The organism is Rubrivivax gelatinosus (genome assembly GCF_016583785.1).
GTDB lineage: Bacteria > Pseudomonadota > Gammaproteobacteria > Burkholderiales > Burkholderiaceae_C > Rubrivivax > Rubrivivax gelatinosus_B.
Genome location: NZ_NRRU01000021.1, coordinates 38735 through 58632 on the forward strand (window position 1 = coordinate 38735; position 19898 = coordinate 58632).

The 19898-nt window shown below is 70.6% G+C and carries 16 protein-coding genes and 1 pseudogene; 6 read left to right on the top strand and 11 right to left on the bottom strand.

Features of this window, described 5'->3' with window-relative positions; genetic code table 11:
- Positions 1 to 34 precede the first annotated feature (34 nt).
- From mtgA to thiD, 11 genes are all read right to left on the bottom strand, one after another.
- The gene (mtgA, locus tag CKO43_RS07620; RefSeq protein WP_200227463.1) at positions 35 to 751 is read right to left on the bottom strand and encodes a monofunctional biosynthetic peptidoglycan transglycosylase; all 717 of its coding nucleotides are present in this window, start codon (positions 749 to 751) and stop codon (positions 35 to 37) included.
- Positions 748 to 1593: a shikimate dehydrogenase gene (gene aroE / locus CKO43_RS07625; protein WP_200227464.1), complete on the bottom strand. Its 846-nt coding sequence runs from the start codon at positions 1591 to 1593 to the stop codon at positions 748 to 750. The genes mtgA and aroE overlap by 4 nt, the downstream gene beginning before the upstream one ends.
- A 4-nt stretch (positions 1594 to 1597) precedes the next feature.
- Positions 1598 to 2470, bottom strand: coding sequence for an energy transducer TonB family protein (locus CKO43_RS07630; protein WP_200227466.1), 873 nt, complete (start codon positions 2468 to 2470; stop codon positions 1598 to 1600).
- Positions 2457 to 4472, bottom strand: coding sequence for an RNB domain-containing ribonuclease (locus CKO43_RS07635; RefSeq protein ID WP_200227468.1), 2016 nt, complete (start codon positions 4470 to 4472; stop codon positions 2457 to 2459). The genes CKO43_RS07630 and CKO43_RS07635 overlap by 14 nt, the downstream gene beginning before the upstream one ends.
- 441 nt (positions 4473 to 4913) lie before the next feature.
- Positions 4914 to 5624 (bottom strand): beta-ketoacyl-ACP reductase, encoded by a 711-nt coding sequence (locus CKO43_RS07640; protein WP_200378298.1) that lies wholly within the window; start codon positions 5622 to 5624, stop codon positions 4914 to 4916.
- Positions 5615 to 6205 carry a YqiA/YcfP family alpha/beta fold hydrolase gene (locus CKO43_RS07645; protein ID WP_200378299.1) on the bottom strand — a complete coding sequence of 197 codons (591 nt, stop codon included), beginning with the start codon at positions 6203 to 6205 and terminating at the stop codon, positions 5615 to 5617. Before CKO43_RS07645 ends, CKO43_RS07640 begins: the two co-directional genes overlap by 10 nt.
- Positions 6202 to 7560, bottom strand: coding sequence for a UDP-N-acetylmuramate:L-alanyl-gamma-D-glutamyl-meso-diaminopimelate ligase (gene mpl / locus CKO43_RS07650; RefSeq protein ID WP_200378300.1), 1359 nt, complete (start codon positions 7558 to 7560; stop codon positions 6202 to 6204). The genes CKO43_RS07645 and mpl overlap by 4 nt, the downstream gene beginning before the upstream one ends.
- A 56-nt stretch (positions 7561 to 7616) precedes the next feature.
- Complete coding sequence (locus CKO43_RS07655) at positions 7617 to 9575, bottom strand: alpha/beta hydrolase family protein (RefSeq protein ID WP_200227475.1); 1959 nt, start codon at positions 9573 to 9575, stop codon at positions 7617 to 7619.
- A complete protein-coding gene (locus tag CKO43_RS07660; RefSeq protein WP_200227477.1) occupies positions 9572 to 11620 on the bottom strand; it encodes an alpha/beta hydrolase family protein in 2049 nt (682 codons plus the stop codon). Before CKO43_RS07660 ends, CKO43_RS07655 begins: the two co-directional genes overlap by 4 nt.
- Positions 11621 to 11774: 154 nt before the next feature.
- On the bottom strand, positions 11775 to 13064 hold the full coding sequence (gene hemL, locus CKO43_RS07665; protein WP_200378301.1) for a glutamate-1-semialdehyde 2,1-aminomutase: 1290 nt from the start codon (positions 13062 to 13064) through the stop codon (positions 11775 to 11777).
- A 13-nt stretch (positions 13065 to 13077) separates the two neighbouring features.
- The gene (gene thiD, locus CKO43_RS07670) at positions 13078 to 14034 is read right to left on the bottom strand and encodes a bifunctional hydroxymethylpyrimidine kinase/phosphomethylpyrimidine kinase (RefSeq protein ID WP_200227480.1); all 957 of its coding nucleotides are present in this window, start codon (positions 14032 to 14034) and stop codon (positions 13078 to 13080) included.
- 170 nt (positions 14035 to 14204) lie between these two features.
- Here thiD and CKO43_RS07675 point away from each other — a divergent pair, with 170 nt between their 5' ends.
- The 6 genes and pseudogenes from CKO43_RS07675 to CKO43_RS07700 all read left to right on the top strand — a co-directional run.
- Positions 14205 to 14357, top strand: coding sequence for a rubredoxin (locus tag CKO43_RS07675; RefSeq protein ID WP_200227494.1), 153 nt, complete (start codon positions 14205 to 14207; stop codon positions 14355 to 14357).
- Between the two features lie 52 nt (positions 14358 to 14409).
- Positions 14410 to 14802, top strand: a complete 393-nt coding sequence (locus tag CKO43_RS07680) for a response regulator (RefSeq protein WP_346014405.1) — start codon at positions 14410 to 14412, stop codon at positions 14800 to 14802.
- A gap of 49 nt (positions 14803 to 14851) precedes the next feature.
- Positions 14852 to 15217 (top strand): response regulator, encoded by a 366-nt coding sequence (locus CKO43_RS07685; protein WP_200227482.1) that lies wholly within the window; start codon positions 14852 to 14854, stop codon positions 15215 to 15217.
- A gap of 4 nt (positions 15218 to 15221) precedes the next feature.
- Positions 15222 to 15755, top strand: coding sequence for a chemotaxis protein CheW (locus CKO43_RS07690; protein WP_200378302.1), 534 nt, complete (start codon positions 15222 to 15224; stop codon positions 15753 to 15755).
- A gap of 19 nt (positions 15756 to 15774) precedes the next feature.
- The gene (locus CKO43_RS07695; protein WP_200227485.1) at positions 15775 to 18078 is read left to right on the top strand and encodes a methyl-accepting chemotaxis protein; all 2304 of its coding nucleotides are present in this window, start codon (positions 15775 to 15777) and stop codon (positions 18076 to 18078) included.
- An 8-nt stretch (positions 18079 to 18086) separates the two neighbouring features.
- A pseudogene (locus tag CKO43_RS07700) lies at positions 18087 to 19898 on the top strand (Hpt domain-containing protein); the annotation flags it as partial.

The following is a 19898-nucleotide window of genomic DNA, read 5'->3' on the forward strand; positions in this document are numbered from 1 at the left end:
AGGCGGGAATGAGCGCCGGACAAGTCCTGAGCGCTCATGGCAGCTCCACCGCGCCCATGCGCGCGACGATGGTCTGGGCGCGGCCGGCGACATAACCCGAGTTCGCACGCTTTTCGAAGCGTTTGGGCGCCGGCAGCATCACCGCCAGGCGCGCGGCCTGTGTCGCCGACAGCTGCAGCGCGTCGGTGCGGAAGTAGTGGCGTGCGGCGGCCTGGGCGCCGAACACACCTTCGCCCCATTCGACGTTGTTCAGATAGATCTCCAGGATGCGCTCCTTGGACAGGAAGGCTTCCAGCATCATCGTGATCGCCAATTCCTGTGCCTTGCGCAGGGCCGTGCGTTCGCCCGACAACAGCAGGTTCTTGGCCAGCTGCTGCGTGATCGTCGAGCCGCCGCGGATCTTCACGGCCTTGCTGCGGCCGGCCTCGAAACGGGCTTCGGCGCGCTGGTTGCGTTCCCAGGCCTGCTCGATCGCGTCCCATTCGACACCGGAGTGTTCGGTGAAGCCGGCGTCCTCGCTGGCGATCACGGCGCGCTGGATGTTCGTGCCCAGGCGTGCACGCGGCACCCAGTCCTGGCTCCAGGAGATGGTGTGCTGCTCGACCAGCAGCCGCCAGGCCTCGCTGCGCTGGAACGCGCTGGACTGCGGATCGACGAGCACCATCGCCGCCACGCGCAGCGCGAAGAACAGCTGCAGCGCCAGGCCGCAGATCACGACCAGCGCCGCCAGCCGCCAGATCTGGCGCTTCATGCCCGTGCCGCCAGCCGGGCGCGAAGCGCCGCCAGCACCGGCGCCGTCTGCGGGCGCACGCCGCGCCAGAACCAGAAGGCTTCAGCTGCCTGTTCGACCAGCATGCCCAGGCCGTCGTGGGCACGCGCGCCGGCCGCGCGCGCCCAGGCGAGAAACGGCTCGGCCGCCGGCCCGTACATCAGGTCGACCGCGAGCGCACCTGGCGCCAGCACCGCCGCCGTCACCGGCACCGCGGCGCCGGCCAGGCTGCTGGCGCTGGCGTTGAGTACGATGTCGTAGCGCGCGCCCGGCATGTCCAGGCCGGCGGCGGACAGCGGCACGCCGTGCTGCGCCGCCAGCACCGCGTGCCGCGCCACCAGCGCGGCGGCACGCTGCGGCGTGCGGTTGACGACACTCACCGCCGCCGCCCGGGCTTCGATCAGGGGCCCGAGCACGCCGGCGGCAGCGCCGCCAGCCCCGATCAGCAGCACGCGCTGGCCGGCGACCGGCTGCGCGGCGTGTTGCTCCAGGTCGCGCACCAGGCCGATGCCGTCGCTGTTGTCGGCGGCCCAGCCGCCGGCGTCGAAGCGCAGCACGTTGGCGGCTTCGGCGAGCGCCGCGCGCGGCGTCACGCGCGCCGCCAGCCGCGGCGCCTCGAACTTGAAGGGCACGGTGACGTTGCAGCCGCGCGCGCCGCCGGCGGCATAGGCGCGCAGCGTGGCCTCGAAGCCGTCCAGCGGGCATTCGACGCGGCCGTATTCGAGCGCCTCGCCGGTCTGGCGCGCGAACTCGGCGTGGATGAAGGGCGACTGGCTGTGCGCGACGGGGTGGCCGAGCACGGCGTAACGATCGGGTGCGGTCATGGGGTCAGCGGGCGACGGGCATCGTCTCGAGGCCGTCTTCGCGGGTGAAACGGAAGCGCGAGGTGACGACGATCTGGTCAGCCTGGCGGCGCATCGCCGGCGTGAACGGGCCGAAGGGAGCGGCGGCGCGCACGATCGCCATCGCCTGCTGGTCAAGCACGCGCGAGGCGCTGGGGCGCACGATCTCGGTGTCGACGACACGGCCGGCGGCGTCGACGGTGACGTTCATCGTCAGCTCGCCGTAGAGCTTGACGCCGTTGCGTTCGGGGAAGTTACGCGTGCCGCGGTCCTCGATGCGCCGGCGCAGCAGGTCGTAGTACAGCGCGTAGACCTCCTCGCGTGTCGCCGGGCTGATGTAGCGCTTGCGCGGCCGCGCGTTCTCTTCGTTGATGCGCTTCTCGATCTCGGCCAGCATCTGCAGCAGTTGGCGGCGGTGTTCTTCCTGGTCGCGCTCCTGCGGGTTGCCGGCTTCGCGCCGCGGGTCGGGCGGCGGCAGCGCCGCCAGTTCGCGCCGCAGCTGGGCCAGCAACTGCTGCTGCTGCTCCTGCAGCTGGTCGATGCGGCGGCGGGCGTCGTCGGCGGCGTCGCCGGCCTGGGTCTGCGGTGTGCGCGGCAGCGGCGACGTCGCGCGCCCCCGCGCTGCTTCGCCGCCGCCGGCCAGACGCACCTGGGCGATGGCCTGGGCTTCGGTGGGCGCCTCGTTGGAGCGGGCGTTGACGAGGATGACCTCCAGCGGCGTGTCGCGGAACACGCGGTTGAAGGCTTCGGGGTCGACGAACCGCACCGTCAGCAGCGCGAGGTGCACGCCGACGGAAGCGATCAGCGCCCAGTGCAGCGCCGTCAGTTTGGCCAGCGCGGGCAGCTTAAGCGGCAGCATCTCCGGCAGGGGCGTCGTTGACGTCGATCGCCAGCGTCAGCGGGCCGACGGCCTCGGCCTCGTCGTCGACCTCGGCCACCGCTTCGGGCGGCTCGTCCTCGATGCGTGCGGCCAGCGTCGCGTGCAGGTCCAGCGTCAGCAGGTCGATGCCGGCGACACGCGCACGCAGCCGGGCGCCGCGCGGCCAGTCCTCGGTGCCGGGCACGCGGAACACCAGCGGCAGCGTCTCGGCGCGCACCAGCCCGCCCTTCATCACCGCGGCCTCGATTTCGGTGACGCCGTTCTGCTCGATCCAGCGCAGCGTCCAGAAACGCTCGATGCCGTGCTGGAAGTCGTTGTAGGCCGAGTAGGCGGCATCGAAGCCCGAGATGATCGAGAACAGCGACGCGTCCTTGGGCCGGAACGGCGCCGCCAGCGCCGCGGTGCGGCCGTGGCGGGCGCAGGCGATGATCTGCCACTGGTTGACGAGGTCGACGTAGCGCCGCAGCGGCGAGGTCGCCCAGGTGTACTGCGCCACCCCCATGCCGGCGTGCGGCGCCGGGCGCGTGCCCATGCGCACCTTGATGCCCGGCAGCAGGCTGGCCTGGCTGCGGTAGATGCCGGGCACACCGCATTCGGCGAGCCAGCCGCCCCAGCGGCTGTTGGCCAGGATCATCGCTTCCGAGACGATCAGGTCCAGCGGTGCGCCGCGCTGGCGCGTCGTGATCTGCACGCTTTCGCTGCCGTCGGGCTCGGCGACGTTGCCTTCGAGACGGAAGTTGTAGTCGGGCCGGTTGAAGTTCTCCGGCTTGCCGCGCACCACCTCGCGCGCCGCCTTCAGCGCCTTCGCGAAGCGCCAGCAGAAGGCGAGTTCGGCGGCGAAGGCGTAGTCGGCCGGGGCTTCGCCGGCCAGCGTCGCCTCGGTGATGACCTCATCGAGCTTGTCGTGGCGCAGGTTGGCGGCGATCGGCACGCGCTCCAGCCTGGTCTCGACCGCGCGCACCTCGAAGGTGGTTTCGTCGACGGTCGCGTACAGGCTCACCGCCGGGCAGTCGCGGCCTTCGATCAGCGTGTAGGCCTGCACCACCTCGTCGGGCAGCATCGTGATCTTCCAGCCCGGCATGTAGACGGTGGACAGGCGCTCGCGCGCGACCTTGTCCACCGGCGAGTCCGGCTGCACCGCCAGCCCCGGGGCGGCGATGTGGATGCCGAAGACCACGGTGCCGCTGCCCAGGCCCTGGACCGACAGCGCGTCGTCGATCTCGGTCGTCTGCGAATCGTCGATCGAGAAGGCCCGCACGGCGGCCAGCGGCAGCTCGTCCTTGATCGCCGGTGCTGCCAGCGCCGGGAAACCGGTGCCCTGCGGGAAGGTCTCGAACAGGAAGCGCCGCCAGTGGAACTGGTAGGGGCTGTCGATCGCGCCGGCTTCCTTCAGCAGGTCCAGCGGTGCGCGCTGGCTGCGTTTGGCGGCTTCGACGACGGCCTTGTACTCGGGCGCGTTCTTGTCGGGCTTGAACAGGATGCGGTAGAGCTGCTCGCGCACCGGCGGCGGGCACTGGCCGGCGGCGATCTCGCCGGCCCAGGACTCGATCTGCGCCGCCAGCTGCTTCTTGCGCTCGATGCCCAGCAGCGCTGCCTTCACCGTCTCTTCCGGCGCCTTGCGGAACTGGCCCTTGCCCATGCGGCGGAAGTAGTGCGGCGCCTCGAACAGGCGCAGCAGCGCCGCGGCCTGCTTCTCCGGCCCGGCCGTGGCCTCGAAATAGTCGCGCGCCAGGTCGGCGAAGCCGAACTCGCCTTCGGGCGCGAACTCCCAGGCGAGGTCGAGGTCGATTTCCGTGGACAAGGCCTGTGCCTGCGCGATCAGCTCGGCGGGCGCCGGCTTGTCGAAACGCAGCAGCACGTTGGCCGCCTTCACCTTCACGCGTTTGCCGGAGTCGAGCTCGATCTGCATCGAGCTCTCGGCTTCGGACAGCACGCGGCCGGCGTGGAATTTCCCGGCGTCGTCGAACAGGGCATAAATCACCGGGCGATTGTCCACTAGCCGCCGGGGCGCCGGGCTCGCCGGATCGCCGGGTTTCGATCGGTGTCATGTCCTGTGTGCACGGGCTGGCCCTCGGCGTTGCTGCCGCACAGGCGGGCCACGGCCACCGGGCGGCCGGCTCGCTCCATGTCCCCCGGCCGGGCTGCGCCCGGCCTCCTCCTTTACTTCCGCGATCCGGCCGCCCGGCGTCCGCGGCCGGCACCACCGGTGGCACGCCTTGGGCGTGCAGCGACCGGTTCGGAGCCGGTCGGCGGGGCGTGTCCCGGAGTGAAGTAAAGGAGGAGCCCCGGCCGCAGGCCGGGGCGGGGGACATGAACGCAGGGACACGCCCCGTCGGCCGGCCTCGCGCCGCCGCTTGCGCAAAAACCGTGCTCGCGCAAGCCGCGGCGCACGGCCAAACGGCTGAACCGGCGCCGTCGCCCGCTACACCGTCATGCCGCCCGAGACCTCGAGCACGGCGCCGTTGACATAGCTGGCGTCGTCGCTGGCCAGGAAGGCGTAGACGGCGGCGATCTCCTCGGGCCGGCCCAGGCGCTGCAGCGGCACCTGCGTGCGCATGTGCTCCAGCACCTTCTGCGGAATCGTCTCGAGGATGGGTGTGGCGACGAAGCCCGGCGCCACCGCGTTGACACGCACGCCCTTGGGCCCGAGTTCGCGGCTCCAGGTCTTGGTGAAGCCGATGACGCCGAACTTGGACGCGGCGTAATTGGTCTGGCCGAAGTTGCCGTAGATGCCGACGACGCTGCTGGCGTTGAGGATCACGCCCGAACCCTGCTCGATCATGATCGGCGCCACCGCCTGCGCGCAGTGGAAGACGCCGCGCAGGTTGACGTCGATGACGGCGTCGAACTGCTCCTCGGTCATCTTCACCAGGCGCGCGTCGCGCGTGATGCCGGCGTTGTTCACCAGCACGTCGATGCGGCCGTGTTTTGCCCGCACCGCCGCGACCATGGCGTCGACCTGGGCCCGCACGGTGACGTCGACCGCGTGGCACTCGGCCGCGCCCGGCACCGCGCCGGCGTGGCGGTCGCAGGCGATGACGATGGCGCCTTCGGCGGCGAAGCGGGCGACGGTGGCGGCGCCTATGCCTTGCGCCGCGCCGGTGACGATGCAGACCCTGTCCTTCAATCGCATAGCCGCAGATGCCTCATCAGGTGGGGGAGGTGGTCGTCGAAATCGGACAGCGCGTGGTCGCTACCCTGCACGAGGCGGACCGTGGCTCCGGCGTAACGCGCCTGCATCTCGCGCCAGTCCAGCAGTTCGTCGCCGGTGGCGATGACGGCGAAGTAGCGCTCGGGCCGGGTGATCGCCGCCGGCCGCAGCGCACGCAGCTCGTCCACGTATTCGGGCAGGAAGTAGAAGCTCTCTTCGGGCGCGTGGTACTGCTGGTTCTCGCCGATGTAAGCGGCCAGGTCGCGCGCCGGGTCGACGGCGGGGTTCAGCACCCCGGCCGCCCAGCCGCGGGCTTCGGCGACCGCGGTCGTGTAGAAACCGCCGAGCGAGCTGCCGACGACGGCGGACGTTGCCGGCCAGTCGGCCGTGCCGTCCAGCACCAGCGCCAGCGCGGCGCGCGGCGACGGTGGCAGCTGCGGGCACCAGAGCCGGACCTCGGGCCGGTGTTCGGCCAGCCAGGCGGCGACGCGCCTGGCCTTGGCCGACTGCGGCGACGAGCGGAACCCGTGCAGGTACAGCAGGTGCGTCGGCGCGCCGCTCACGAGCGGCCCTGCAGCGCGGCCAGCAGCTTGGTGTGGATGCCGCCGAAGCCGCCGTTGCTCATGCAGACGACGTGGTCGCCCGGGTGCGCGGCGCGCACGATGGCGGCCACCAGCGCGTCGACGGTGTCGGCCGTCGCCGCCTTGGCGCCCAGCGGCGCCAGCGCCTCCTTGACGCTCCAGCCCCAGTCGCCCTGCAGCGCGAAGGCCAGGTCGGCGTCTTCCAGCGCCCAGGGCAGCAAGGCCTTCATCGTGCCCAGCTTCATCGTGTTCGAGCGCGGCTCGAAGACGGCGAGGATGCGTTCGTGGCCGAGCCGGCGCCGCAGGCCGTCTATCGTCGTGCGCATCGCCGTCGGGTGGTGGGCGAAGTCGTCGTAGACCTTTACGCCGCCGGCTTCGCCGCGCAGCTCCAGCCGCCGGCGCACGTTCTGGAACGTGGCCAGCGCGGCCGCCGCGGCGTCGGGTGCGACACCGGCGTGTTCGGCCGCGGCGATCGCCGCCAGCGCGTTCAGCTGGTTGTGCTCGCCCAGCAGCGGCCATTCGACGCGGCCGATCTTCAGGCTGCCGCGCAGCACGTCGAAGGCGTGCGGCTCGCCGCGTGCGCGCAAGGCGCCGGGTTCCTCGCGCCGCGGGCCGAACCGCTGCACCTGGCTCCAGCAGCCGCGCTGCAGCACACGCTGCAATGCCTCGTCGCGTGCGTTGACGACGATGCGGCCGCTGCCGGGCACGGTGCGCACCAGGTGGTGGAACTGGGTCTCGATCGCCGCCAGGTCGGGGAAGATGTCGGCGTGGTCGTGTTCGAGGTTGTTCAGCACCGCGGTGCGCGGCCGGTAGTGCACGAACTTGCTGCGCTTGTCGAAGAGCGCGGTGTCGTATTCGTCGGCTTCGATGACGAAGAACCTGCCGCCGCCCAGGCGCGCCGAGACGCCGAAGTTCAGCGGCACGCCACCCACCAGGAACCCGGGCTCCAGCCCGGCCTGCTCGAGGATCCAGGCCAGCATCGAGGTCGTCGTCGTCTTGCCGTGGGTGCCGGCGACGGCCAGCACATGGCGGCCGAAGAGCACGTTCTCGGCCAGCCACTGCGGCCCGCTGGTGTAGGCGGCGCCGGCGTCGAGGATGGCTTCCATCAGCGCATTGCCGCGCGTGACGACGTTGCCGACGACGAAGACGTCGGGCTTCAGCGCCAGTTGATCGGCGCCGAAGCCTTCGATCAGCTCGATGCCGAGCGAGCGCAGCTGGTCGCTCATCGGCGGGTAGACGTTGGCGTCGCAGCCGGTCACGCGGTGGCCGGCTTCGCGGGCGAGGGCGGCGATGCCACCCATGAAGGTGCCGCAGATGCCGAGGATGTGGAGATGCATCCGGGCATTCTAGGCAGCCGGCTCCGAGGGGCCGGCTGCGGGGTGACGCCCTGACGTCAGGGTTTCAGCGCGCGGTCGATGAAGGCGGCGAGGCGGTCGAGGAAGTCGGCATGGTTCGCAGGCGACGTGAAGCCGTGGGCTTCGTCGTAGTGGATGCGCTCCACCGCGGCGCCGGCCTGTGTCGCAGCTTCCTCCAGGCGGTCCAGGTCGCGCGGCGAGGCTTGGTGGTCGAGATCACCGCCGGCCAGTAGGATCGGCCACTTCATCGCCTTGGCATGCACGATGGGCGATGCCGCAGACCGCGCTGCGGCGTCGCCGAGCAACTCCTGGAAGGGCCGTGGCGGGGCTTTGGCGCTGGTCGCGAACCAGGTTTCCTCGTCGAGCGTTCGGAGGTCGGTGAAGGGCGCCATCGCAGCCGCACAGCGATACACGCCGGGACTGCGCACCGGTGCCAGCAGCGCGGCGGTGCCGCCGAAGCCGGTGCCGGCGATACAGACGCGCTGGGGGTCGGTGAGTCCTTGCCCCGCCGCCCAGGCCACCGCGTCGGCCAGATCATCGAGCGCCGCCTCGCCGAGTTTTCCGGCGCCTCCCTCGAGATGCCGGCGGCCGAAGCCAGTACTGCCGCGGAACTCCGGCTGCAGCACGCGCCATCCGCGGGCGGCGAGAAACTGCGCCTCGGCATGCCAACGGCGGTCTGATCCGCGCTCCCACGGGCCGTCGTGGACCAGCACGACGGTCGGCAGCGCAGCCTTCTCGGAAACGCCGGCGGGGTGGGTCACGACGACCGGCAGCGCCAGCTTGTCACGCGCGGTGATCCAGTGCAGGGTCCGGCGTCCCTGGGTGGCGGGGTCGATTCCGGGTCGCTCGCGGCCGATCTGGACGAGCTTCTTCTGCTCGGTGTCGTACAGGAGAAACTCTCCCGCTTCACGGTCGGAGCTGGAGTGGACGACGAGGAAACGCGACGTCTCGCACGCCGTGCAGCGGATCTGGTTGAAGCGCCCCGGCAGCGCGGCATCCAGATCGCGCTGCGCGGTCGCCAGCCGTTCGCTGAACCACACGGAGGTGGGGCGGTCGGTCACGAGGCTCGCGCCGACCGCCTTGCCGGTCTGGCGGTCGACCAATGCGGGGCCGACGTCATACCGCGCCACACGCAGGACGGGTTCGGGATCGAGACGTCCGTTGCGGGTGTCGAGCACGAACAGCCCTTCGGTGTCACCGCCCGAGCGTGTCGCCACCAGCAACTCGTGTCCGTTCTCCAGGGCCAGTGGAGACGGCATATCGGGGTCGGCCGTCGGCCGCTCCCAGACGGTGCGCCACTCGGACGCCTCCGAATCCTTCACGACGATGCGGTCGCGCCCTTGCTGGCGTACGCGCAGTGCTGGCATGTCGCCGGCGCGGTCGAAGACCCATTGCACCGCTCGGAAGGTTACGTCGTCGCCCAGACGACGCAGTTCGCCCGTCAGCGTGTCCAGGCGGCCCAGCCGTTGTTTGTCCTGTCCACCCCGCTCCTTGACCAGGATGTCGGCGCTGCCGTCTTCGACCGTCGAGAGCAGATCCCAGCCGTAGGTGAGAACGCGCGACTTCATGTGCGTGCCCGGAATGTGCGTCCAGGCGCGCCACGAGGTCAGCAGGCGCTCATTGCCCCCGTCCTGGTCGATGGCGATCAGGGCTACTCCGTCCAGGGGGACCTCGGGGCCCGTCACGGCGACGCGGACAACCAGCCTCTGGTCATTGATCCAGCTCGCCTGCAGCACGTTGGCCTCGGCATAGGACTGCAGGATGCGCGGCGGACGGTTCAGCGGCACGTCCATCACGCTCAGTGCCTGCCTGCTCTGCGGATTGCTCACGATCAGCGCGAGACGCTGGCCTGACGGCGCCAGCACTGCGGCGGCGGTCTCGGGTGGCTTGACGTAAAGCAGCGACTCCGAGGCAGCCCATGCTGGGGCTGTGATCGTGAACGCGAGTGCCATGCCGGCCACCGCCAGGTGCTGATGCGTGGTAATTCTGTGCTTCATTGGCTCTTGGCTCCGAGTGCAGCGGGATCGGACTTCAGCGACCGGTCCAGGAAATCCGCGAGGTGCTTCAGGAAGTCCGCCTCGCTGGAGGCGTCGACGAAGCCGTGGCCCTCGAACCCATAGTCCAGGCGTTCTATCGACACGCCGGCTCGGCGTGCGGCGGCCTCGAAGGCATCGGCGTGCTCCTTCGGGACACGGCGGTCCTCGCCGCCTTGGGCGAGCAGCACCGGCACCTTGATGTCGGCGACACGCTCCACCGGCGAGTTCTCGCGCAGCATGGCGGCGTCCTTGTCCGGGTCGCCGATCATCAGAGGCATGTCGTAGCGGCGCAGGTTGCGGCTGAAGTCCGCGCGTGCGCTGGTGAACATCAGCCGGATGTCGGTGACGCCGGCAAGACTGGCGGCGCAGCGGTACAGCTCAGGGTGCTTGACCGGTCCCATCAGGGACGCGTAGCCCCCGTAGCTGGCGCCGAAGATGCAGACGCGGTGGATGTCGATCAGCCCACCCTCGGCCGCCCACTTCACCGTGTCGGCCAGGTCGTCCTGCATCGCGAGCCCCCATTGATGGAAGCCGGCACTGAAATGGCGGTAGCCGTAACCCAAGGTGCCGCGGAAGTTCGGCTCAATGACGCGCCAGCCATGCGCCGCGAGGAACTGGGCCCACCGGCCCCAGCTGCGGTCCGTGCCTTGCACCCACGGGCCGCCATGCACCAGCAGGACCGCCGGGAGGCGCTCCTTCTCGTCGTGTCCGGCGGGGTGGGTCACGACCACCGGGAGCGACATCCCGTCCCGCGCCTTGATCCAATGGAAACTGCGGCGACCCTGGGTCGCCGGGTCGAGCCAGGGGCGGGTGCTGCCGATCGGCGACAGCGATCGCTTCTCGTCGTCATACAGCAGGTACTCGCCGGGCTGGCGGTCCGACAGGGACCGCACGGTGAAGAAGCGCGAACTCTCGCAACGGCCGCAGCTGATCTCGTTGAAACGGTCCGGAAGCGCCTTGTCCACGGTCTGCTGGATGGTGGCCATGCGTTCGCTGAACCACACCGTCGTCGGACGGTCGGCCTTCAGCCTGGCGCCGAGCACGCGTCCCGCATGCTTGTCGACGACCGAGCCGTCCGGCTCCATGTCGACGTCGTAGCGATTCACGCTCAGCAATGGCTCCGGGTTGATCTTCCCGGTGCGCAGATCCAGGACGTGCAGGCCCTGGGTGTCACTCCCGATCGCGCCGCGCACGACGAGTTCGTCCGGGCCTTCCATCTGGATGGGCGAGACCGTGTCGGGGTCCTTCAGGCCGTGGTCGGACACGAGCTTCCATTCGTCCGTGCCGGCGCCGCGAACGTACAGCCGGTCGCGGTCGCGCAACTGGACGCGCACGGCCCGCGGGTTGCCATGGCTGTCCAGTTCGAACGCTTGACCGTTGAACGAGATTTCGGGTCCGAGCAGGATCGGCGTCATGACGCCGGTGCGGGTGTTGACGCGCCCGAGCCGCCGCCCGCGGAAGTCGCCGAGCGCGTCAAACTTGACATCCTCCATGACGACGTCGTCGCTGCCGTCGTCCAGCGTCTCGAGCAGATCCCAGGTGTAGGGCAGCACGCGCGACCGGATGCGCGTTTGCGCCGTGTCGCTGCTCAAGCGCCAGGAAGTCAGCAGCACCTCGTTCTGCCCGTCGTGGTCGATCGCGGAGATCGCTCGGCCGTCGTCGCGGATCTGGACGTCATCGCCCCACTCGGTCACGCGGAAGATCAGCCGGTCGTCGTTGACCCAGTGCACCCAGTCGACCGACGCCCGCTCGTAGGACTGCAGCACCCGCGGCGGCTTGTCCATCGGCAGGTCCATGACCGCCAGTGCACGCTGGCCCTTCTCGTTGTGCACGACCACTGCCAGCCGCTTGCCCGACGGGGACAGCGTGGCGCCCGTCGTCTGCGCAGGCCTGACATAAGCCAGAGGGTCCAGCGCAGTAGCTGCTTTTGCGCTGGCCCCGGCGCCCAGCACGCAGGCCAGGCTTATCGTGAACAGCGGACGAAGCGCCCGCAGTCGCGTCGACATGGATTCCACTCCCTTCGGCCGGCTATGGGCCGGCTCTTCGGGTCAGTGTAGGCGGCGGCCGCCTGGCCGTTGCGACGCGAATCAAGCCGTTGTCACTCGCCGGCACCATGAAAAAGGCCGCCCATCGGGCGGCCTTCGCGATGCGGGAGAGGCCTCAGCCGCGCAGCGCCTCCAGCGCCGCCGCCTTCGTCGCCGCCAGGTCGGCGTCGGTGTGCGCGGCGCTGACGAAGCCGGCTTCGTACATCGCCGGCGCCAGATAGACGCCGCGGTCCAGCATGCCGTGGAAGAAGCGGTTGAAACGCTCCTTGTCGGTGGCCATCACCTCGTTGTAGTTGTGCGGCAGCGCGTTGGCGAAGAAGAAACCGAACATGCCGCCTTCGCAGTCGGTGACGATGGGCACGCCCGCTTCGCGGCCGGCTTCGGCGATGCCCTGCACCATCTTCTGCGTCTTGGCGGCCAGCGCTTCGTAGAAGCCGGGCTTGGTGATCTCGGCCAGCGTCGCCAGGCCGCAGGCGGTGGCCACCGGGTTGCCCGACAGCGTGCCGGCCTGGTAGACCGGGCCCAGCGGCGCGAGCTGCTTCATCACCTCGCGCGAGCCGCCGAAGGCCGCCAGCGGCATGCCGCCGCCGATGACCTTGCCGAACACGCTCATGTCGGGCTTGAAGCCCGGGATCAGCTTGGCGTAGACGCTCTGCGCGCCGCCGAGCGCGACACGGAAGCCCGTCATCACCTCGTCGAAGATCAGCAGCGCGCCGTGTTTGCTGCACAGCTCGCGCAGCTTGGTGACGAAGGGCACCGAGGCCCGCACGAAGTTCATGTTGCCGGCGATGGCTTCGAGCATCACGCAGGCGATCTCGTCGCCCTGCGCCGCGAAGGTCTCCTCGAGCTGCTCGACGTTGTTGTATTCGAGCACCAGCGTGTGCTGCACCACTTCGGCCGGCACGCCGGCCGAAGTCGGGTGGCCGAAGGTCGCGAGACCCGAGCCGGCCTTGACCAGCAGCGCGTCGGCGTGGCCGTGGTAGCAGCCCTCGAACTTGACGATCTTGCTGCGGCCGGTGACGCCACGCGCCAGGCGCAGCGCGCTCATGCCGGCTTCGGTGCCGCTGGAGACCAGGCGCACCTGCTCGACGCTGGGCACCTGGGCGATGATGGCTTCGGCGAGTTCGATCTCGCGCGCCGTCGGCGCGCCGTAGCTGAAGCCTTCGAGCAGCGCCTTCTGCACCGCTTCCAGCACCGCCGGGTGGCCGTGGCCGAGGATCATCGGGCCCCAGGAGCCGATGTAGTCGATATAGCGCTTGTCTTCGGCGTCCCAGATGTAGGCGCCGTGCGCGCGCGAGATGAAGCGCGGCGTGCCGCCGACGGCGCGGAAGGCGCGCACCGGAGAGTTGACGCCGCCGGGAATGACGGCCTGGGCGCGGGCGAAAAGCTGTTCGTTCGTGGTCATGGAGTCTGCGGTTTCAATGCACGCGGCGCGACGCGCCTGGGGTCTTGGGATCGTCGAATCCGGAGTCGGGCTCGTCCGGTCCGGGCTCGCCGTCGCCGTCCTCGGCCGGCGGCAGCGCCCAGAAGAAGCGGTCGGGCACGACATTGCCCATGCCGGGGCGGAAGCCCGCGTCCAGGCTCTGGTCGAGGAAGGACAGGGCTTCGCCGACGGCCGCCTGCAGCTCGCTGCCGGCCGCCAGCAGCGCGGCCAGCGCCGCCGACAGCGTGTCGCCGGCGCCGACGAACGAGGTTTCGAAACGCTCGAACTTCTCGCCCGTCAGCGCGCCCTGCGGCGAGGCCAGCACGTTGTCGATGAACTGCTCGTGGCCCTTGCTCGCCAGCATCACGCCGGTGACGAGCACGTAGCGCGTGCCGTGTTCGCCGGCGGCCACCGCCAGTTCGCGCGCCGACGGCGGGCGTTCGCTGTCCCAGTCGGGCAGCAGGAAGTCCTGCAGCGTCTTGTGGCTGCCGACCAGCACTTCGGTGGCCGGCAGGATCAGCTCGCGGAAGGCGTCGAGATAGGGCTGCAGCTGCTCCTCGTCGAGCCAGGACAGGCTGGGCAGATAGGCCACCAGCGGCACGTCGGCGTAGTCCGAGAGCACCTCGGCGACGGCGCTGACGGTCTCGGCGTTGCCGAGGAAACCGACCTTCCAGCCGGAGATCGTGACGTCCTCGAGGATGGTGCGTGCCTGCTCGACGACGGCGTCGTCGTCGATCTCGTGGTGGTCGAAGACTTCGGCCGTGTCGCGCATCACGATCGAGGTCACGACCGGCAAGGCGTGTGCACCCATCGCCGCTATCGTCGCGATGTCGCCGGCCAGCCCGCCGGCACCGCTCGGGTCGCTGGCGTTGAAGCTGATCACGCACGCCGGCGGCGGCGGCTCCTGCGCGGGGTCCTGCAGCTCCGTGGCGGGGTGGGGGTCGGGGGTCATCGCGATGCCTTTGCGCGCTTGCGTCCGGAGTCGCGGCGCGACCTCGAGCGAAGCCTGAAGAATGGTGCGTATGTCCTCACAAATCCTTGATTTTTCTTGGATATGCGTGACTACAATCGTTGCCCATTGTAGTGAGTGACCGCCTCAAAGTGAGCCAAAGCCGAACCTGGATGTGTCTGATCTGCGGCTGGATCTACGACGAAGCCGCCGGTGACCCCGAGCATGGCATCGCCGCAGGTACCGCGTGGGCCGACATTCCGTTGAATTGGACCTGCCCCGAGTGCGGTGCCCGTAAAGAAGATTTCGAAATGGTCGAAATCTGATTGCCAGCGGCGGCCGCACGTGTCGCCGGGCATGCCAACAGGTGACAGTGACGTGAACCCTGCCGCGTCCTCCGGCGCCAAGGTCCTGGTGATCGACGACAGCAACACCATCCGCCGCAGCGCCGAGATCTTTCTGCGCCAGGGCGGGCACGAGGTTCTGCTGGCTGAAGACGGCTTCGACGCGCTCGCCAAGGTCAACGACCACGGCCCCGAGCTGATCTTTTGCGACATCTTGATGCCGCGCCTGGACGGTTATCAGACCTGCGCCATCATCAAGCGCAACCCGCGTTTCGCGCAGGTGCCGGTCATCATGCTGTCGTCCAAGGACGGTCTCTTCGACAAGGCGCGGGGCCGCATGGTCGGCTCCGAGGACTACCTGACCAAACCCTTCACGAAGGAACAGTTGCTGCGTGCGGTGGAGGCTTTCCGCCGCAGTGCCGTCTGAACCCGCGGCTCGAGACGCCGCTTTCGATCGAACACCGAACCCGCTGCCGATGACCATCCGCAAGATCCTCGTCGTCGACGACTCGAAGACCGAGTTGCACCACCTGTCGGACATCCTCGGCAAGCGCGGCTACGTCGTGCGCACCGCCGAGAACGGCGACGAGGCGATGCGCCGCATCGCCGAGGAACTGCCCGACCTGATCCTGATGGACGTCGTGATGCCGGGCCAGAACGGCTTCCAGCTCACGCGCCAGATCACCCGCGACCCGCGTTACGAGGGCATCCCGGTGATCATGTGCACCAGCAAGGGGCAGGAGACGGACAAGGTCTGGGGCCTGCGCCAGGGCGCACGCGACTACATCGTCAAGCCCGTCCAGACCGACGAGTTGCTGTCCAAGATCCGCGCTTTCGACTGAGCCGATGGCCAATCGCGAAGCCCTGCGGGACCTGCAGAGCCGCCTGGCCCAGCGCCTGAGCGCGGTCCGCACCGAAGCGCCCGGCAGTTCCTGGCTGGCGATCGAGTGCGCCGGCGTCGGCCTGCTGGTGCCGCTGGCCGGTGCCGGCGAGATCTTCCCGCTGGGCACGATCGCGTCGGTGCCGCACACCCGGCCCTGGTTCGCCGGCGTCGCCAACCTGCGTGGCGGGCTGCACGGCGTCGTCGACCTGGCGGCCTTCCTGGGCCTGCGGCCGACGCAGGCCGCGGCCGAGGGCGTGCGCGAGCAGGCGCGGCTGCTGGCCCTGAATCCCGTGATCGGCAGCCATGTCGCGCTGCTGTTCGAGCGGCTCGCCGGGCTGCGCACCGCCGCGCAGCTGCAGCGCGAAGACGACGACGACGAGGTGTCGCGCCCGTCGTTCGCCACAGGACGTTGGCGCGACGACAGGCAGCGCGTGTGGCAGGAGATCGATCCGGCCGCGCTCGTCCAGCACGAACAGTTTCTCGGCATCGCCCGATGACGAAGGCCGCGAGGACCGCATGAGCTTTCTCGACAAGATGAAGGGCCCCGCACGGGGCCGCACGCCGGCGCAGGAGCCGGGTCAACCGGAAACCCTGGCCGTGGCCGGCGACGCGATGGACGCGACCATCCGCCTGGGCCCGGGCACGCTGGCGCCCGACAGCGCCGGCCGGGCCTCGGACTCGTCGATCATCTCCGAGGCTGCGCCGTCCGAGCTCGCCGGCGAGTTCACCAACACCCGCGTGCCCGACGAGGTCGAACCCGGCGCCTCCACCGGCCTGCCCTTCGTCGGCGGCCTGCCGGTGGCGCGCCAGCAGCAGCTGATGGCGTTTGCCTTCGGCGTCGGCCTGACCGGGCTGGTGCTCAGCGGCGGCGCCGGCATCGTCGCCGCCAACCGCAGCGCGCAGCAGGTTTCGGCCGCCGGCCAGGCACAGACGCAGTCGCAGCGCCTGGCCAAGTCGGTCTCGCAGGCGCTGCTGGGCAGCCCGCAGGCCTTCCCCGAACTGAAGGAAAGCGCCGAGATCCTGGCGCGCAACGTGCGCGGCCTGAGCGGCGGCGGCGACGTGCCGGCGGTGTCGGGTGAACTCGGCGACCGTGTCCAGGCGCTGCTGCCGGCGGTCGACCGCGCCGAGAAGAGCGCCAAGTCCGTGCTCGCGCAGCAGAAGACGCTGACCCAGGTCGGCGCCGCGCTGCGCACGATCAACCGCCAGTCGGCCGACCTGCTCGAGACCGCCGAGACCGTCTCGTCGCTGAAGCTGCAGGGCGGGGCATCGGCGGGTGAACTCTCGGCCGTCGGCCAGTTGGTGATGCTGACGCAGCGCATCGGCAAGAGCGCCAACGAGTTCCAGACCACCGAAGGCGTCAGCGCCGAGGCCGTGTTCCTGCTTGGCAAGGACCTGAACTCGTTCCGCGAGATCGCGCAAGGCCTGCTCGACGGCAGCCCCGAACTGCGCCTGCCGGGCACACGCGAGCCGCAGACGCGCGAGCAGCTGCAGCAGCTGATCGCCCAGTACGACAAGACGCGCAGCGAGGCCAGCGCCATCCTGGGCAACCTGCAGGGCCTGGTCGGCGCGCGCGAGGCGCAGTCGACCATCATCCGCGACAGCGAACCGCTGCGCCGCGGCCTCGACGAGCTGCAGGGCGAACTCGCCGGCAGCGGCGGCCTGCGCCTGGCCATCGTCGTGCCGGGGCTGCTGTCGGTGCTGCTGCTGGCCATCGGCAGCGTCGGGCTGCTGCGCCTGTTCGTCGCCGACCAGACCTCGCGCGCCCGCTTCGCCGAAGCCCAGCGCCAGGAAGCGGAACGCCAGGAACTCGAAGCCAAGCGTGTCAACGACGCCAACCAGGCCGCCATTCTTCGCCTGATGAACGAGCTGCAGACCGTCGCCGAGGGCGATCTGACGCAGCAGGCCACCGTCACCGAGGACATCACCGGCGCCATCGCCGACTCGGTCAACTACACCGTCGAGGAACTGCGTTCGCTGGTCGCCTCGGTACAGGACACGGTGGCGCGCGTGACCGACACCACGCAGCAGGTCGAGCAGACCTCGTCCGAGCTGCTGGCGGCGTCGACCGAGCAGCTGCGCGTGATCCGCGAGACCGGCGAGTCGGTGCTGCAGATGGCCGGCCGCATCAACGACGTGTCGGCGCAGGCGCAGCGCACCGCCGAGGTCGCGCGCCAGTCGCTGGAAGCCGCGGCCAGCGGCCAGCAGGCGGTGCAGAACACGATCGGCGGCATGAACTCGATCCGCGACCAGATCCAGGAGACCTCCAAGCGCATCAAGCGCCTGGGCGAGAGCTCGCAGGAGATCGGCGAGATCACCGAGCTGATCTCGGACATCACCGAGCAGACCAACGTGCTGGCGCTGAACGCCGCGATCCAGGCCGCCAGCGCCGGCGAGGCCGGCCGCGGTTTCAGCGTCGTCGCCGAGGAAGTGCAGCGCCTGGCCGAACGCTCCGGCGAAGCCACGCGCCAGATCGCCGCGATCGTGCGCGCCATTCAGACCGACACCCAGGACGCGGTGGCGGCGATGGAGCGCTCGACCCAGGGCGTGATCGACGGCGCGCGCCTGTCCGACGCCGCCGGCAGCGCGCTGTCCGACATCGACCGCGTGACGCGTGAGCTCGCCGAACTGATCGCGCGCATCTCGGCGCAGGCCTCGAGCGAGGCCGAGTCGGCCAACGGCGTTGCCGCCAACATCCAGCACATCTTCGCCGTCACCGAGCAGGCCGGCGACGGCACGCGCTCGACGGCGCAGATGGTGCATGAACTCTCGCGCGCTGCCGAACAGCTGCGCGCCTCGATCGCCCGCTTCAAGATCGCCTGACGTCCGGGATGAACGCCGTCACCGACAGCCTCTCCGGCAACGCCGACGACCTGAGCCCGCTGGCCTGGGTGCACGGCGAGCTGCGCCGTTCGCTCGAGCAGGCGCACAAGGCGCTGCACCGCCACCTGAAGGAGAGCGAGGCCGCCGGCCGCTCCGACGTCGATGCCGTCGACCCGGCGGTGCTGCGTGCGGCGCGTGTCGCGCTGCACCAGGGGGTCGGTGCGCTCGAACTCGTCGGCCTGCCGGCCGCGGCGCAGATGCTGCGCGCCAGCGAGGCGCTGGTGCAGCGCTGGATCACGCGCCCGGCGCTGGCCGACGCGAAAGCGGTGCAGACGGTCGAGAAGGCCTCGTTCGCGCTGCTCGACTACCTGGCGCGGCTGCTCGCGCGCCGGCCGGTGTCGCCGGTGGCGATGTTCCCGCAGTACCTGGCGGTGCAGACGCTGGCGGGCGCCGAGCGCGCCCACCCGGCCGACCTCTGGCCGCAGGACTGGCAGTGGCTGGCGCTGCCGGCCGAAGACGGCGTGCGCGCGCTCGCGGCCGACGACGCCGCGCGCGGCGCGATGGAGTCGCTGACGCTGGCGCTGATGCGCCAGCCCGACCCGGGCAAGCTGGCGACGATGGGCGAACTCTGCGCCGCGCTCGGTGCCGGTGCCCACGGCCGGCCGGCGACGCTGTGGCGCCTGGCCGCGGCCTTCTTCGAGGCCCAGTCCAAGGGCCTGCTGGCGAGCGACGTCTATTCCAAGCGCATCGCCTCGCGCCTGCTGTCGCAGCTGCGCGCCACGATGCGCGGCGACGAGGAGGTCTCCGACCGCCTGGCGCAGGATCTGCTGTTCTTCTGCGCCCACGCGCGCACGCCCGCGGCCGCCGAGGCGCCGCGGCTGGCCTCGGTGCGCGCCGTCTGGCGCCTGGACGACAGCGCCGCCCCCGATTACGACGTCGCCCGTCTCGGCCGTTTCGACCCGGCCTGGGTGGCGCAGGCGCGCAAGCGTGTCGCCGGCGCCAAGGACGCCTGGTCGGCCGTTGCCGGCGGCGAAGCCCACCGCCTGACCGGTCTGGCCGAGCAGTTCACGCTCGTCGGCGACTCGCTGCAGCGGCTGTTCCCGTCGGGCGAGGTGCTGGCCACCGTGCTGCAGGACGCCGCCGCCCAGACCGTCGCCGCGCAGGCCGCACCGCCGGCGCCGCTGGCGATGGAGGTCGCGACCGCGCTGCTGTACCTGGACGCCCAGCTCGAGGACGGCGAGTTCGACCACCCGGCGCTGCCCGAGCGTGTGCAGCGCCTGGCGCGCCGCGTCGACGAGGTGCGCCGCGGCTTGCCGCAGCAGCCGCTCGAACCCTGGATGGAGGAGCTGTACCGCCGCGTCAGCGACCGCCAGACCATGGGCAGCGTGGTGCAGGAGCTGCGTGCCAGCCTGTCCGAAGCCGAGAAGCAGATCGACGCCTACTTCCGCGACCCGACGCTGCGCGAGGCGCTGATCCCGGTGCCGGGGCAGCTGTCGGCGATGCGCGGCGTGCTCTCGGTGCTGGGCCTGGACCAGGCCTCGCAGGCGGTGCTGCGCATGCGCGACGAGGTCGACACGCTGGCCCAGACCGAGGTCGACCCGACGCACGAAGCCGCGCGCCAGACCTTCGAGCGCCTGGCCGACAACCTGGGTGCGCTCAGTTTCCTGATCGACATGCTCGGCGTGCAGCCGACGCTGGCCAAGTCGCTGTTCCGCTACGACCCCGAGACCGGCCGCCTGGCCGCGGTGATGGGCCAGGGGGCGCGGGCGCCGCTGCCGGCGCCGGCCCCGCCGGCCGCCGCCGCGCCGGCGCGTTTTGCG